This is a genomic window from Shimia sp. CNT1-13L.2 (assembly GCF_024331145.1).
GTDB lineage: Bacteria > Pseudomonadota > Alphaproteobacteria > Rhodobacterales > Rhodobacteraceae > Shimia.
On the sequence record NZ_JANDJO010000001.1, the window covers coordinates 1 to 15,215 of the forward strand.

At 60.7% G+C, this 15,215-nt stretch carries 11 protein-coding genes; 6 read left to right on the forward strand and 5 right to left on the reverse strand.

Going from position 1 to position 15,215, the window contains the following annotated elements; genetic code table 11:
• The coding region (locus tag NNA36_RS00005) for an Ig-like domain-containing protein (protein WP_255103047.1) at positions 1 to 5,998 on the forward strand (5,998 nt) is incomplete at its 5' end.
• Between the two features lie 115 nt (positions 5,999 to 6,113).
• Here the strand turns inward: NNA36_RS00005 and NNA36_RS00010 are convergent.
• On the reverse strand, positions 6,114 to 6,425 hold the full coding sequence (locus tag NNA36_RS00010; RefSeq protein ID WP_255103050.1) for an ETC complex I subunit: 312 nt from the start codon (positions 6,423 to 6,425) through the stop codon (positions 6,114 to 6,116).
• A gap of 427 nt (positions 6,426 to 6,852) precedes the next feature.
• Positions 6,853 to 7,206, reverse strand: a complete 354-nt coding sequence (locus NNA36_RS00015; protein WP_255103053.1) for a DUF1353 domain-containing protein — start codon at positions 7,204 to 7,206, stop codon at positions 6,853 to 6,855.
• 124 nt (positions 7,207 to 7,330) lie between these two features.
• Between NNA36_RS00015 and uvrB the strand changes: the two genes are divergently transcribed.
• On the forward strand, positions 7,331 to 9,514 hold the full coding sequence (gene uvrB, locus NNA36_RS00020) for an excinuclease ABC subunit UvrB (protein WP_255103055.1): 2,184 nt from the start codon (positions 7,331 to 7,333) through the stop codon (positions 9,512 to 9,514).
• A 33-nt stretch (positions 9,515 to 9,547) separates the two neighbouring features.
• Here uvrB and NNA36_RS00025 read toward each other — a convergent pair whose 3' ends face one another.
• Positions 9,548 to 10,612 carry a DUF4917 family protein gene (locus NNA36_RS00025; protein WP_255103057.1) on the reverse strand — a complete coding sequence of 355 codons (1,065 nt, stop codon included), beginning with the start codon at positions 10,610 to 10,612 and terminating at the stop codon, positions 9,548 to 9,550.
• 357 nt (positions 10,613 to 10,969) lie between these two features.
• Here NNA36_RS00025 and NNA36_RS00030 point away from each other — a divergent pair, with 357 nt between their 5' ends.
• The 4 genes from NNA36_RS00030 to NNA36_RS00045 all read left to right on the forward strand — a co-directional run bounded on the left by NNA36_RS00030 (position 10,970) and on the right by NNA36_RS00045 (position 13,685).
• The gene (locus tag NNA36_RS00030) at positions 10,970 to 11,398 is read left to right on the forward strand and encodes a hypothetical protein (protein WP_255103059.1); all 429 of its coding nucleotides are present in this window, start codon (positions 10,970 to 10,972) and stop codon (positions 11,396 to 11,398) included.
• Between the two features lie 210 nt (positions 11,399 to 11,608).
• On the forward strand, positions 11,609 to 12,388 hold the full coding sequence (locus NNA36_RS00035) for a formate/nitrite transporter family protein (RefSeq protein WP_255103060.1): 780 nt from the start codon (positions 11,609 to 11,611) through the stop codon (positions 12,386 to 12,388).
• A 241-nt stretch (positions 12,389 to 12,629) separates the two neighbouring features.
• On the forward strand, positions 12,630 to 13,100 hold the full coding sequence (locus NNA36_RS00040) for an aminoacyl-tRNA deacylase (protein ID WP_255103062.1): 471 nt from the start codon (positions 12,630 to 12,632) through the stop codon (positions 13,098 to 13,100).
• Positions 13,101 to 13,190: 90 nt separating this feature from the next.
• Positions 13,191 to 13,685: a HugZ family protein gene (locus NNA36_RS00045; protein WP_255103063.1), complete on the forward strand. Its 495-nt coding sequence runs from the start codon at positions 13,191 to 13,193 to the stop codon at positions 13,683 to 13,685.
• Between the two features lie 2 nt (positions 13,686 to 13,687).
• Here the strand turns inward: NNA36_RS00045 and NNA36_RS00050 are convergent, their stop codons facing one another.
• Positions 13,688 to 14,503, reverse strand: coding sequence for a sugar phosphate isomerase/epimerase (locus NNA36_RS00050; protein ID WP_255103065.1), 816 nt, complete (start codon positions 14,501 to 14,503; stop codon positions 13,688 to 13,690).
• A 108-nt stretch (positions 14,504 to 14,611) separates the two neighbouring features.
• Positions 14,612 to 15,193, reverse strand: coding sequence for a rhodanese-like domain-containing protein (locus tag NNA36_RS00055; RefSeq protein ID WP_255103066.1), 582 nt, complete (start codon positions 15,191 to 15,193; stop codon positions 14,612 to 14,614).
• Between the last annotated feature and the right edge of the window lie 22 nt (positions 15,194 to 15,215).

Below are 15,215 nucleotides of genomic sequence, written 5' to 3' on the forward strand. Positions count from 1 at the left end.
CGACGGCTTCTCCGACACCGATGTCTTCGCCGTGCAGGTCACCGACGGCACCGCCACCGTGCCCACAACCCTCACCCTCAACATCACCGGCCAGAATGATGCGCCAACGGTGGTCAATGATGCCCTCGTGGCGCCGGTCAACGGGTCGGCCAATGGCAACGTCTTGGCCAATGACAGCGATGTCGATAGCGGCGACAGCCTGACGGTGTCGCTTGCCGGTGGCGTGGCCCCGGGCACCAGCTTCGTGGCGACATCGGTGGGTGGCCGCGATGGCATTGCCACGGTCCAGGCCAATGGCGACATCACCTTCAACACCAATGGCAATTTCGTCGATCTTGGCGGCGGCGCGCAGGACACCGTGATCATCAACTACACGGCGTCCGACGGCACCGACACATCGGTCGGCCAGGTCGTGATCACCGTGACCGGCATCAACGACGCACCCATCGCGGTGGACGATTCCGACAGCACCGACGAGGACACCGCCGTTACCCTTGCCGTTCTCACCAACGACAGCGATCCCGAGAACGACCCGATCACCATCACCATGGTCGACGGGCAGGCCATTGCCCCGGGCGGCAGCGTTGTCCTGAGCGGCAGCGGGGCAACCGTCACCCTCAACGTCAATGGCACCCTCACCTATGATCCCAGCGGCGCCTTTGATCACCTGGCCGATGGCGCACCGGGGGCGGACAGTTTCAGCTACACCATTTCCGATCCCGATGGCGAAACCGACACCGCCACCGTTTCGATCGCCCTGACCGGCGTGAACGACGCGCCGGTGGCAGGCGATGACTCGCTGGATGTCTTCGAGGGCATCGGCATCAACATCAGCGCCACCGGCACCGGCAACCTGATCTCGGCGGCCAGCGATGTCGACGGCACCGTCACCTCGGTGGTCGAGGTGGATGGCGTCACCGATGGCACCACGGGCATTGCCGGGCTTTACGGCACCCTGACCTGGGACGCCCTCACCGGGGCCTATCTCTATACCGTCAATGACAGCGATCCGACGGTCCACGGCCTGACAGCGGGCAGCAGCCTGTCGGAGACCTTCGATTTCATCGTGCAGGATGACTTTGGCGCCAACAGCAACACCGCCACCCTGACCGTGACCATCAATGGCGTCACCGACGGCCTCTTCACCGAACAGGCCGACACCGTCGACCTCAGCGCCGCAATTCAGGCCTTCCCGCAAACCGCCTTTGAAAACAACTTCCTCAATGCGCTTGGCGGCGATGACACCGTGGTGCTGGTCTCGGGCCTCGAAGTCTCGCCCTACCTGTCACAGTTCAACGGGCAAACCTTCAGCGGCGATGGCGGGAGTGACTGGATCACCATCCTGAACGGCAACATGAACGCCGATGGCGGCACCGGCAGGGATACCCTTGATACCAGCGCCCTGCTGGCCACCACGAGCGCCGTGCGGGTTGATCTCGGCGCGGGCACCGTCGACATCGGACGCAACAACACGACCGATCTGACGGCCATCAACTTCGAAGACGTGATCGGCACGGCCTTTGCAGACGAACTGATCTCGAGTGCCGCCGACAATGGCATCTATGCAGGTGCAGGCAACGACATCATCCGCGTGCGCGCCGGAACAACCTCGCTAGGCGACATCTATGTCGGCGGCGCGGGGACGGACTCGCTCATCAACAACAGCGGTTCCAACCTGGTGTTCAACAGCTTTGATGTCACCGACCTGACCGGCACGGTCAACGGCTCCGGCATCGAAACCATCAACACCGGCATCCTGACGATCCTTGGCACCACAGGGGATGACTACCAGAACTACAATGGCACCCGTTTCCTCGCGGTCAGCACCACGGCAAGCCTGTTCGAAGTCTCCACTGGAGACGGCAATGACACGGTTGTCGGTTCGAACCAGGCAAGCCTGCAATCGAACAACTTCACCGCCACTCGGAACGACTACGATCTTGGCACCGGCAACGATGATTTCACCGGCTCCGGCAGCATCGTCGACTTCGTCTTTGGCGGCACCGGCAGCGACACCATCCGCGGTGGCGAGGGCAACGATTGGCTCGAAGGCGAAGAAGGCGGCGACCTTGTCCAGGGCGACGGCGGCAACGATACGCTCTACCTGCGTCTCGGCCACGACTCCGAACTCGACACCCTCGTCGGCGGCGCGGGCAGCGACACCATCGTCAACGGCACCGGAACCGATTTCCTCATGTCGACCTTCGACTTCGACGACGCCACCGGCCTTGTGAACGGCAGCGGCGTGGAGTTCATCAACCTGTCCACCCGCGTGCTCCTCGGCACCACGGCTGGCAACATGTTCGACTTCGCCGGAGCACGCTTTATCGGTGCGAATACCACGGCCGCGAACATCGAGGTCTCGTCCGGTGACGGCGATGACACGATCATCGGCTCAAGCATCGCCGCGCTGCAATCCAACGCCTTCACCGCCCCGCAGAACGACTATGATCTCGGCGCGGGTAACGACGACTTTACCGGCACCGGCAACGTGCGCGACGTTGTCTATGGCGGCACCGGAAATGACACCATTCGCGGCGAAGGCGGCAACGACTGGTTCGAAGGCCAGGCCGGTGCCGACCTCATGCTCGGCGGGCTTGGCAACGACACCTTCTATGTCCGCGCCGGTGAACAGTCCGAGCTCGATCACTTCGCGGGCGGGGATGGGGCTGACATCGTCATCAACGGCGTCGGGCTTGGCTTTACCATGTCCTTCTTCGACTTCGATGACGCCACCGGCCTCCTGAATGGCAGCAGCGTCGAAACCATCCAGCTCAACAGCAACAGCCTCAATGGCACCGCATCGGGGGATTTCTTCGACTTCGACGGCACCCGCTTTACCGCGGTCAACACGACCCCCTCGGTGTTCGAAGTCATGTCCGGAGACGGCAATGACACCATCACCGGATCAAGCATCCTTGCGGTGCAATCCAACGCCTTCACCGCCACCGAGAACAACTATGACCTCGGCGCAGGCAACGACAGCTTTACCGGCGCAGGCACGGTCAAGGATGTGGTCTTTGGTCGGGCCGGCAACGATACCATTGCGGGTGGCGGCGGCACCGATGTGCTCGATGGCGGGGCCGACAATGACTCGCTCATTGGCGGTCTGGGCAACGACACGCTTGATGGCGGCATCGGCATCGACCGCGTAGAAGGCGGCGACGGCGACGACCATATCGTGCTCACCGCCGGCTCCGCCCACGAAACCGAAGAATACCTCGGCGAAGCGGGCACCGACCGCATCGTCAACAACACCGGCGGCGATTTCACCCTGACCATGGTCAACACTTCGATGGGCGGCAACATCAACGCCACCGGCATCGAACAGATCGCCCTCAACAGCTTCCGCATGCTGGGCACCGCGACCGGAGACAATTTCGATCTCGGCGGCGTACAGTTCCTCGCCGTCAGCACGACGCTGGCCGCAACCGAACTGGACACCGGCGCAGGCAATGACACCGTCATCGGCTCGGGCCTTGCTGGTATTCAAACCAACAGCTTCGGCGTCAGCCAGTTCCGTTATGAACTGGGCCAGGGCAACGACCACTTCACCGGCACCGGCACCATCACCAACGTGGTCTTCGGCGAAGACGGCTCCGATACGCTGATCGGCGGCAACGGGGTTGATCTCTTCGAGGGCGGCACCGGGGCAGACAGCATGGACGGTGGCGCAGGCAACGACACCTTCACCCTGCGCACGCTGGACCAGTCCGAACTCGACACCATCGTCGGCGGCGCGGGCAGCGACACCATCATCAACGCGGCCGGGGCCAATTTCATCATGACCGTCTTCGATTTCGACGACGGCACCGGCACGGTCAACGGCAGCGGCGTCGAGAACATCAACCTTGCCAGCGGCACCCTGTTCGGCACCTCGGCTGGCAACATGTTCGATTTTGTCGGCGCGCGCTTTGTCTCTGTGAACACGTCGCCTGCTACCCTCGAAGTCTCTGCTGGCGGCGGCAATGACACGATCTTCGGATCTGCCATCCTGGGCCTTCAGTCAAACAGCTTCACCGCCCCGCAGAACGATTATGACCTCGGCGACGGCAATGACCTCTTCATCGGCTCCGGCACAGTCCGTGACGTAGTCTATGGCGGCATCGGCAATGACACCATCCAGGGCGAAGGCGGGCACGACTGGTTCGAAGGCCAGGCCGGCGCCGACCTGATGCTCGGCGGTTCGGGCAACGACACCTTCTATGTCCGCGCGGGCGAACAGTCCGAACTCGACAACTTTGCCGGCGGGGATGGGTCCGACATCATCATCAATGGCGTCGGACTTGGCTTTACCATGTCCTTCTTCGACTTCGATGATGGCACCGGCCTCCTGAACGGCAGCAGCGTCGAAACCATCCAACTCAACAACAACAGCCTCAACGGCACCGCATCGGGCGACTTCTTCGACTTCGCCGGAACCCGTTTCACGGCGGTCAACACCACGCCTGCCGTCTTCGAAGTCATGTCCGGCGACGGCAATGACACCATCACCGGCTCCAATATCGCGGCGCTGCAATCCAACAACTTCACCGCCCCCCAGATCGACTATGACCTCGGCTCAGGCGCCGACAGCTTCACCGGCGCGGGGGTGATCAAGGACGTGGTCTTTGGCCGGGCTGGCAACGACACCATCAACGGCGGTGACGGCACAGATGTGCTCGATGGCGGGGCCGACAATGACTCGCTGCTTGGCGGTCTGGGCAACGACACGCTTGATGGCGGCATCGGCGTCGACCGCGTGGAAGGCGGCGACGGCGACGACCAGATCATCCTGACCGCCGGCTCCGCCCACGAAACCGAGGAATACCTTGGCGAAGCGGGCACCGACCGCATCGTCAACAACACCGGCAGCGACTTCACCCTGACAATGGTCAACACCTCGATGGGCGGCAATATCAACGCCACCGGCATCGAACAGATCGCCTTCAACAACCACGTGCTGCTTGGCACCACCGGCAATGACAACTTCGACTTCTCGGCGATCCAGTTCCTTGCGCTAAACACGAACCTTGCGAACACCGAGGTCAACACCGGCGCAGGCAACGACACCGTTGTCGGCTCCAGCGTCAGCGGCTTGCAAAGCAACAACTTCAGCACCAACCAGCTGCGCTACGAACTGGGCGAAGGCGATGACCTCTTCACCGTCAGCGGAACCGTCTCCAACGTCGTCTTCGGCGACGGCGGTTCGGACACCATCAACGGCGGGGCTGGCGCAGACCTGTTCGAAGGCGGCTCCGGCGGCGACAGCATGAACGGCGGTGCGGGCAACGATACCTTCACAATCCGCACCGGCGACCAGCTGGAACTCGACACCATCGTCGGCGGCCTTGGCACGGACACCATCACCAACCTGGCCGGCGTCAACTTCATCATGTCGGCCTTTGATTTCGACGATGCCACGGAAACGGTCAACGGATCCGGCATCGAACAGATCAACCTCGTCTCCGGCACGCTGTTCGGCACCGCGACAGGCAACCTGTTCGATTTCTCCGGCACCCGTTTCGTCGGCGTCAACACCTCTCCGGCCACGCTCGAAGTGTCGGCGGGGGACGGCAATGATACCGTCATCGGCACCGATACAACCGCCCTGCAGTCAAACAACTTCACCGCGCCGCGGGTCGACTATGACCTCGGTGATGGCGACGACTCCTTCACCGGCAGCGGCGCAGGCATCAGCGAGTTGATCCTCGGCGGCCTCGGCAACGACACGATCACCGGTGGTGGCGGCAGCGACACCATGACGGGGGGAGCCGGGGATGACATCTTCATCTTCACCCCGCTCGACAATGCCACCAACGTGGTGACCGACTTCGAACTGGACATCGACCACATCGACGTCTCGGCCCTGACGGACATCACCGACTTCACCGACCTTGTCACCAACCACCTGAGCCAGTCCGGTGCCGACGCGCTGATCTCCGGTGCAAATGCCACCGCGATCCGCCTGACCGGCATCAACATCGCGCTTCTCGACGCAGACGATTTCATCTTCTGATACGCGTCGAAAACAGACCGCCCGGCGGCCACGCCGGGCGCACATCGTCACCGTCGCAAAACAAAAAGGCGCGCCCGATGGCACGCCCTGTCAAATCGCGGAAACCCAGGTCCCCTCAGTGGGTCCAGGGGCCCTTGCGGTTGGTGGCAAAGTTCTCGCCATAGCCACCGGCGCGGATGTTCGGCTTGCGCTTGTGCGGCTCGGTCACCTGCGCCTCGATACCGTGCTCCTTGGCATACTCCAGCGCCGCTTCCTTGGTCGGAAACTTGATGCGCACCTGCGAGTTCATGTCGCCGGAACCGGTCCAGCCCATCAGAGGATCGATCTCTTTCGCTTCCGAAGGACCATATTCCAGAATCCAGTTGCGGGTCTTGGCCGTACCCGAGGTCATGGCATTGCGAGCTGGCTGGTAGATACGTGCGAACATGTCCGTCTCCTTGGTCTTGCCACGTTATCCGGGATTCCGCGCACTCGGGCAAGCGTTCAATGCGCCACAACAGGTCAAAACAGGGGGAAAAAGTGCCGCAAGCAGCAAAGGCTATCAGTCAAACCACGGGGAGCGAGGGGTGTAAGTGCGGCCTGCTCGACAACCAAGTTCTGCTGCTTGCTGGAATAAATGATACGCGGTGTTTGAATCAAATGACAAGCACTGCGACGAAATATTTCGCAGTTGCCGCAATTTCTTTTCGAAAATTACAAAACCGGACAGCCCGACTTACCAATTCGAGAGTTTGAATTTCAAAAAACCTGTCAGAAATGATAGTTTTTTGCCAAATGCCCCCACGTCACTTTCTGCAAATCGCCAAGAATCACTCTCACTTTGCCTTTCTGCTGTGCAGCATAAACTGGGATGATCAACGCCATTTCCAGGCAATCACTGCGAAAACCATCATCAGCCGCTTGAACCGACCCACCTTCTCCGCCCGAAGGGAATCCGAGAAAGCAGCTGCACTTGAAACCCTGTCCCAAAGCGCATCATGCAAAAGAAAGTCATGCAGCGCTCCGGCCTTGAGAAACCGCGGATCGTGTGGATCCAGCAACCACCACAGAAGACGCGGGATCGAAACGTCGAAAGGATAGCCTGTCGGCACGATCACCCAAAGGTCCGACCCCTTGCGCCCAACCTCCCAGCAGATCTCCTTGGTGGTGCGATACCTGATGCCGCCAATCGGCTCGTACCAGTCCCTCAATTCCGTATACAAAGACATTTCCGCACCCCTCTTTCACCAACCGCAAACCACTCTTTCCTAGCACGAAGCGCACATCGTCCAAACAGGGCTTGAACAGGAACAAAAAGAGATCAAATCTAGGGGCAACCAAAGGACTCACCCAATGCCCTACGCCCATTCCGACAAATCCGTGCCAACGGCGCAAACCTCGCCCCGCGACAAGCTCGAGGGCGGCAAGGCCTTCGTCATGGCAACCGAGTTCGAACCGGCCGGCGACCAGCCCACCGCCATCGCCGAACTCTCGGCAGGCGTGAACGCAGGCGAGCGCAATCAGGTGCTTCTCGGCGCCACCGGCACCGGCAAGACCTTCACCATGGCCAAGGTCATCGAACAAACCCAGCGCCCCGCCATCATCCTTGCCCCGAACAAGACGCTCGCGGCCCAGCTCTACGGCGAGATGAAGGGCTTCTTCCCCGACAACGCCGTGGAATACTTCGTCTCCTTCTACGACTACTACCAGCCCGAGGCCTACGTGCCGCGCAGCGACACCTATATCGAGAAGGAATCCCAGATCAACGAACAGATCGACCGGATGCGCCACTCGGCCACCCGCGCCCTTCTGGAACGCGACGACGTCATCATCGTCGCCTCGGTCTCCTGCATCTACGGCATCGGCTCGGTGGAAACCTACTCGGCCATGACCCAGGACCTCGAGGTCGGCAAGGAATACGACCAGCGCGCCGTCATGGCCGAACTGGTGGCCCAGCAATACCGCCGCAACGATCAGGCCTTCCAGCGCGGCTCCTTCCGCGTACGCGGCGACAGTCTCGAAATCTTCCCCGCCCACCTCGAAGACCGCGCCTGGAAACTCTCCTTCTTCGGCGAGGAACTCGAAGCCATCACCGAATTCGACCCGCTCACCGGCGAACGGACCGGCACGATGGAGAAAATTCGGGTCTATGCGAACTCGCACTACGTGACCCCGAAACCGACGCTCAACCAGGCGGTCATCTCGATCAAGAAGGAACTGCGCGAACGCCTCGACATCCTTGTCGGCGAAGGCAAGCTGCTCGAAGCCCAGCGCCTTGAGCAACGCACCAACTTCGACATCGAGATGCTCGAGGCCACCGGCCACTGCAACGGGATCGAGAACTACTCGCGCTACCTCACCGGCCGCGCCCCCGGCGAACCGCCCCCCACCCTGTTCGAATTCATCCCCGACACCGCCATCGTCTTTGCCGATGAGAGCCACGTCTCGGTGCCCCAGATCGGCGGCATGTACCGCGGCGACCACCGCCGCAAGTTCACGCTGGCCGAACACGGCTTCCGCCTGCCCTCCTGCATGGACAACCGCCCCCTGAAGTTCGAGGAATGGGACGCCATGCGCCCGCAATCCGTCTTCGTCTCGGCCACCCCGGCCAACTGGGAGATGGAACAATCCGGCGGCGTCTTCACAGAACAGGTGATCCGCCCCACCGGCCTCCTCGATCCGCAGGTCGAAATCCGCCCCGTGGAAATGCAGGTCGATGACCTCCTCGACGAGGTCCGCAAGATGGCCGATCAGGGCTTCCGCACCCTCGTCACCACCCTCACCAAACGCATGGCCGAAGACCTCACCGAATACCTGCACGAACAGGGCATCCGCGTGCGCTACATGCACTCCGACATCGACACGCTGGAACGTATCGAGATCCTGCACGACCTGCGCCTCGGCGCCTTCGACGTGCTGGTCGGCATCAACCTCTTGCGCGAGGGCCTCGACATCCCCGAATGCGGCCTCGTCGCCATTCTCGACGCCGACAAGGAAGGCTTCCTGCGCTCGGAAACCTCCCTCATCCAGACCATCGGCCGCGCCGCGCGGAACGCCGAAGGCCGCGTCATCATGTATGCCGACAAGATCACCGGCTCGATGGAGCGCGCCCTGAACGAAACCAACCGCCGCCGCGCCCGCCAGATCGCCTATAACGAGGAACACGGCATCACCCCGGCGACGGTGAAAAAGAACGTCGAAGACGTGCTGGCGGGCCTCTACGAAGGCGACGTCGACATGAACCGCGTCACCGCCAAGGTCGACAAGCCCCTGCACGGCGGCAATCTCGAAGCCGTCCTCGACGGCCTGCGCACCGACATGCGCAAGGCAGCCGAGAACCTCGAATTCGAAGAAGCCGCCCGCCTGCGCGACGAGATCAAACGGCTTGAGGCGGTCGACCTCGCCGTCGCCGACGACCCCATGGCCCGCCAATACGCCGTCGAGGCCGCCAGCGAACAAGCCGTCAAATCCCGCGGCCGTTCAACCGCAGGCCGCCCGGGGCAACGTGGGGGGAATGTGAAAAGGCGGGGGAGGTGAAATCGAGTTGGCCGGTCAGTTACCAACCAAAAATTATCCCCAAACGTGAGCGCTCTCGGCATCGTAGAAATGGGCATTGAGCGTATAGCCTGAGCTTCGAGCCGCAGCCAGAGCCTGGGCCTTTGCCATGATTTCTCTATTCGGTTCGCTGGATGGGTTTCCGTGAAGGCTTACGTATATCCTTTGGCAACGCCCGCGAGCTATCTCTCTAAAAATGTGTCCGTCGTTGTCTGCCAAAGAATGACCATGAACGAAAATGCACGTCTTAATTGTATCAACACACGCCCTGAAACTTTTCAAGCATTGAAACAGATAAGCGTGATGCTGAATTTTAGTTGCCTTTTGACTCGTTGTTCCTTCAGCAACAAACAATGGAAGCCTGCCAGAATTCATGGCTTCCCAAGATTGCTCCTTTAACCTCTCATCCTTTCTTATCCAGGTGAATTTTTGCAACTCTCGACCACCATCAAAAAGGTGCAGCGCGCCATGCAAAAAGAACACATTCGAGTGCATCCGACTACCTTCGCCTTGCCAAGTAACGTAGTCTTCCTTGTGGCTTGGGTCGTCATCGCCGAAACCGTCTACTGTCCTTAGCTCCACCTTCGAACCATCAGAAAATTCTGAATGCATTAGCGTCCAATAAAGAAGCAAATCATAGTTCAAAGTATAGACGTGCCCATTGATTTCGGGGCCAATGAAGTTGCTCAGGAAGTTCCTGCAATTCAGGAATTGTTCTTCTTCAACGTCAAACGGTCCGTCTGGGTGATTTCTAGTAACGGTTGAGATTAGGATTTCTTTCAGTGCTTGAGCATCTCTCAACATATCAGCACTTGGATCGTGTGAATCTGAAACGTAAATCCCAGAAATTGCGGACGCATTCTCTAGAGCTCGTATTGCAACTTCGAAGTCAGTTGTACCGAGAGCATCGAAAACCTTTGGAAGATTGGGATTTGCCGAGAAGTCAGCATTGTTAAACAGAGAGCCATAAGAGAAAATCTCTGGCTTGCACGCTATGCTAAACCCATTGCCCAGCAATAAGTGTCTCTTTTTATATTCGGAACTATGATCGAGTGCCTGTTGAAAAGTCAAAATTCCCATTCATTCCACCACAAGTTTTCGCCAAAGGCGTTCAAAGTATCTAAGTTTCAAAAAGTAAATCTCGCCTCTCAGGAGATACTACAAAGAGAATTCAGACACCTTTGATCAACTCAGGATAGAGGGCAAATCGACACACTTCTGACTTAAAAACCATACAAGTTTGACTGTCTCTTACCCGCGCTAGTTTGCCGATCCACCACATCGCCCTATTGTGCGCTTCCTTACCCACCTCGAAAGGAGCCACCCCATGTCGCTACTCGTTTAATACACCCGCAATTCTGCCAACGAGCACGCCCATCAACAAGCCGCACCTGACCTGCCTTTGCCATCCCCCCGTTGCGCCCTATCCTCCCCCGCATGCGCGGCCTGATCCTCGCCCTCACCCTCTCAAGCCCCGCCCTCGCGTGGGAAGCCACCGTAGGCGAGGTCTGCACCCTCTCGCATGACACCGACGCCGCGCATGTCTTCCTGACCTACGATCCCGCGCAACCGCTCTACACCCTCGCGATCACCCGCAAGGATGCCCCGTGGCAGCCCTCGGTCTGGTTCGCCATGCGCTTTGTCGGCGGGCAGGAGATCACCATCTCGACCCAAGGCCATGCCCTCTCGGACGAGGACCATACCCTGAACGTCGCCGACAGCGGCTTTGGCAACGTTCTCGACGGCCTCGCCCTCAACCGCGCCGCCCGCGCCTTTACCGGGGCTCAGGATGTTGTCCTGCCGCTCGCCGGTGCCGCGCCCGAGGTGCAGAAATTCCGCACCTGCGCCGCCGCCGCCCTGTCCTGAACCGCCCGTCCCCTTAACGCCTCTGCAACCACCGCACGCGGCCTTAACCCGTCGCGCCGGCCCCTCCATACCGTCGCAATACCGACGCATTACCGACGTGATACCGCAGCCCTATTTGGCGCATTAACCAACCGTCGCAACCGCCTGACATCCCCCGCGCAATGATCCCGATCAAAGCCCGTCTTGCCCGATAGTGCCCATGCTGACCCCATGAGCACCGACAACCCAACCGGCCTCGACGCCTACAAACCCGCGGAAATCGCCCGTCTGGTCGAAACTGCCGGCGTGGCCAAGGCCCGCCTTACCCTGTCACAAACCCTGACCCTCGCCCTCCTCGCAGGGGCCTTCATCGGCTTTGGCGGCGCGGCCTACACCATGGTGATGAGCGGCGTCGACCCCACCTTCGGCCCCGCCCGTTTTCTCGGCGGGGTGGTCTTTTGCCTTGGTCTCATCCTCGTGGTCGTGGGCGGGGCCGAACTCTTTACCGGCAACGCCCTGATGACCATGGCCGCAGTGGATCGCAAGATCCCCCTGTCCGCGCTTCTGCGCAACTGGACCATCGTCTATCTCGGCAACCTGATCGGCGCCGTGGGGCTGGCCCTCGCCTTTGGCCTCACCGGCCTTCTCGAGGGCGCGATGGGCGATACCGCCAGCGCCATCGCCCGCGCCAAGGCCACGCTCTCCCCGTCCGAGGCCTTCATGCGCGGGGCGCTGTGCAATGCGCTGGTCTGCCTTGCGGTCTGGCTCACCTTTGCGGCCCGCACCGTGGCGGGCAAGATCCTCGCCATCCTGTGGCCCATCGCGGGGTTTGTCCTCCTGGGGCTGGAACACTCGGTCGCCAATATGTACCTTTTCCCTCAAGGGCTTTTCGCCGGAGCCGAAGTGCCCCTCTCCGCCATTGCCGGCAACCTTCTCTGGGTCACCCTCGGCAACATACTCGGCGGCGCAGGTGGGGTCGCCCTGTCCTACCGCTTTGCCTATCTGCGCTAGCCCCTTGCCCGACTCACCCCTGTTGCGTCACACTGATCCCATCACGAAACCCTATAGGGCGCTCCGGTTGCGCCCAGACACGCGTTTCGACACACCGCTTGAAAACAGCGATCTGGCCCAGCGCCCACACCGCAGAAACTGCCCGGGCGCGCAGCCTTGCCAACGCAAAAAACCGTTGATGTCGACACGTTTGATACAGGCATTCTCGCGGCCGCGGCGCCCTCTGTCACAGGAGGACACTATGGCCATTGCGTCCCGTCTCAAGCATCACCTCGATGCCAAGGGCCTGCCATTCGACATGCTTGCCCACCCCTATACCGCCACCGCCAGCGAAACCGCCGAACAGGCGCATATCCCCGGCGATCACCTTGCCAAATCGGTGCTGATCCACATGGAGGAAACTCCCTTTGTCGCCGTGGTGCCCAGCCACATGATGGTTGATCTGCACATGCTGCAATCGATCATGGACCGCCGCCTTGGCCTTGCGCCCGAAGACGAGGTTGCCGAGGTTTTCGAAGACTGCGAAATCGGCGCAGCGCCGCCCGTCGGCGTGGCCTATGGCGTGCCAACGATCATCGACAGACAGATGATGGGTCTGGATGACGTCTGGTTCGAAGCCGGCGATCACCGCACCCTCGTGCACATGAAAGGCCGTCACTTCGACCGCCTCATGGGCGATGCGAAAACCGGTTCATTCTGCTGTCTGCACTAGGCACCATTGGGTGATGGTGGCGGCCTTCCGCTTGTGTTCATTGGACTTTCCGCAGGTTCGATGCCATCTTTGTGAAAAAGGCCGAGCACAATGACCGCCCCCAAAGACCCGTTCCAACCGCTTGACGACGACGCCCGCGCGCTCGCCCGTCAGCTGATCTCCGGCGCCACCTACGGCGCCCTCGCGGTGCTCGACCCGGCCTCCGGGGCGCCCTCTGTCACCCGCATCGCCATCGGTACCGATCTTGACGGCACGCCCGTCACCCTGATCTCGAGCCTGTCCTCCCACACTGCCGCGCTCAGGGCCGATCCCCGCTGTTCCCTGCTGCTTGGCGAGCCGGGACCAAAAGGCGATCCTCTCACCCATCCCCGCCTGACACTGGAGTGCACGGCCACCTTCCTGCCGCGCGACACGAGCCATCATCCGGTGTTGCGCGATCACTATCTGCAGACCCACCCCAAGGCGAAACTCTACATCGACTTTGCCGATTTCACCTTCGTACGTTTCACCCTCACCCGCGCCCTGTTGAACGCGGGATTTGGCAAGGCCTTCAAATTCGATGAGGGCGATCTCGGCGGCGCGTGACCCTACTGCGCCAGCCCCAGCGCCTCGAGGTGTTTCACACTCTCTTCCACCCGGTCGAAATCGTTGATCTCGACAATCAGATGCGGGTTTGCTTTGGTCCGCTTGATCGCCTCGAACACGCCGTGCCACGTGATGTTGCCACAGCCCAGGGGCCAGTGACGGTCGGCATACCCATCCGTGTCCTGCAAATGTACATGGCCCAGCATGGCACCTGCATGGGAAATGAACCGGTCCGCCGGCGGCGCGCCACAGATCGTGTGGGCCCAATGCGCATGCCCGGTATCCACCGACAACCGCAGCGCCGCGCTGTCGGCCGCCTCGATCACCGCCATCCGGTCACCCGGATCGGTATCCTTGATGTTCTCCATCACCATCTCGACCCCAAGGTCCTCGGCCCGGGTCAACGCAGGTCCAAGCGTGTCGAGAATGGCGCTGACCCGCTTTTCGCGATCCTTCGGTCCATTGTCCAGATTGTCCCGATCCCAGGGATCATAGGGCGAATGAATGACCATCTGCACCGCCCCCAACTGCTCGCAGACATTCAGCGCCTGCTCAAGCCGGGTCTGAACAACCGCGCGCACCTCCTTGTCGCGCGTATGCAGTTCAAAGCCCGAAAACGGCCCATGAATACCCAGCCGCCCGTCCCAGCCATCCAGCTTGGACTTGGCCATGTCGATAAAGGGCTCGGCATTGTTCAGGATGTCCGCCATACAGAATTCGGGCAGTTCGAGATCGCGGTCCTTCTCGAACAGCCAGTCCCTGTGCCTGTCGAGATCCAGCACGCTCAGCTGAGCGCCAACCACGGGCAAATCACTCATCTCGCATCCCTCCAATGCCAAAACAAAACGACGGTGCGCCGAAAACCGCACCGCCGCAATACCGTCATGATACCGACGTGCCACAGACAGGCAAATTCGCCCCTCGGACTACTCTGTGACGGTCAGCCCCAAAAGCCGCCAGGCCTGCATTCCGCCGCGATAGTAAAACAGCTTTTCTGCCGGAAACCCTGCCGCGATCATCCGGCGCGCCGCAGTGGGCGACTGGCCGCACCAGTTGCCGTTGCAATACAGCGCAACCTTCTTGGCCTCGTCACAGATGAACCCGTCGAAATCGATCTCGCACCCCAGTTCGTCCAACCGGTCTGCGGCTTCGGTATAGGGAATATTGATGGCACCGGGAATCGCGCCACTTTCATAGTTGGGCACCACCCGACTATCGACAACAATGGCCTCGGGATCTTGCAGCATTTCAAGGATTTCCAACTCGCCAATCGGTGTCACGCCCGGCGCGGGAACCATCGGCTGAACACAGAAGTTCGGACAGGGCCGCGAGGTGCGCGCCCAATCACCGCCAATCACGTTCGACGTGTCCTGCACCCGCTGGATTTCAACGGCTCCTTCTTCCGTCTGCACCTCGACCCAAGGAACATCCGGTGCAATAGAAACCTCGTTCGCCCAAGCCGGCATCGCGCTGATCACCAACGCGGAAACAACTTTCAATAAACGCATTTTTTCTCCCAAATACTGCCCG

What these genes read in the sequence shown, in the direction of transcription:
- NNA36_RS00010 (WP_255103050.1), bottom strand. Translation starts at nt 6,425, where the DNA reads ATGTTCGCACGTATCTACCAGCCAGCTCGCAATGCCATGACCTCGGGT.
- NNA36_RS00015 (WP_255103053.1), bottom strand. Translation starts at nt 7,206, where the DNA reads ATGTCTTTGTATACGGAATTGAGGGACTGGTACGAGCCGATTGGCGGC.
- uvrB (WP_255103055.1), top strand. Translation starts at nt 7,331, where the DNA reads ATGCCCTACGCCCATTCCGACAAATCCGTGCCAACGGCGCAAACCTCG.
- NNA36_RS00025 (WP_255103057.1), bottom strand. Translation starts at nt 10,612, where the DNA reads ATGGGAATTTTGACTTTTCAACAGGCACTCGATCATAGTTCCGAATAT.
- NNA36_RS00030 (WP_255103059.1), top strand. Translation starts at nt 10,970, where the DNA reads ATGCGCGGCCTGATCCTCGCCCTCACCCTCTCAAGCCCCGCCCTCGCG.
- NNA36_RS00035 (WP_255103060.1), top strand. Translation starts at nt 11,609, where the DNA reads ATGAGCACCGACAACCCAACCGGCCTCGACGCCTACAAACCCGCGGAA.
- NNA36_RS00040 (WP_255103062.1), top strand. Translation starts at nt 12,630, where the DNA reads ATGGCCATTGCGTCCCGTCTCAAGCATCACCTCGATGCCAAGGGCCTG.
- NNA36_RS00045 (WP_255103063.1), top strand. Translation starts at nt 13,191, where the DNA reads ATGACCGCCCCCAAAGACCCGTTCCAACCGCTTGACGACGACGCCCGC.
- NNA36_RS00050 (WP_255103065.1), bottom strand. Translation starts at nt 14,503, where the DNA reads ATGAGTGATTTGCCCGTGGTTGGCGCTCAGCTGAGCGTGCTGGATCTC.
- NNA36_RS00055 (WP_255103066.1), bottom strand. Translation starts at nt 15,193, where the DNA reads ATGCGTTTATTGAAAGTTGTTTCCGCGTTGGTGATCAGCGCGATGCCG.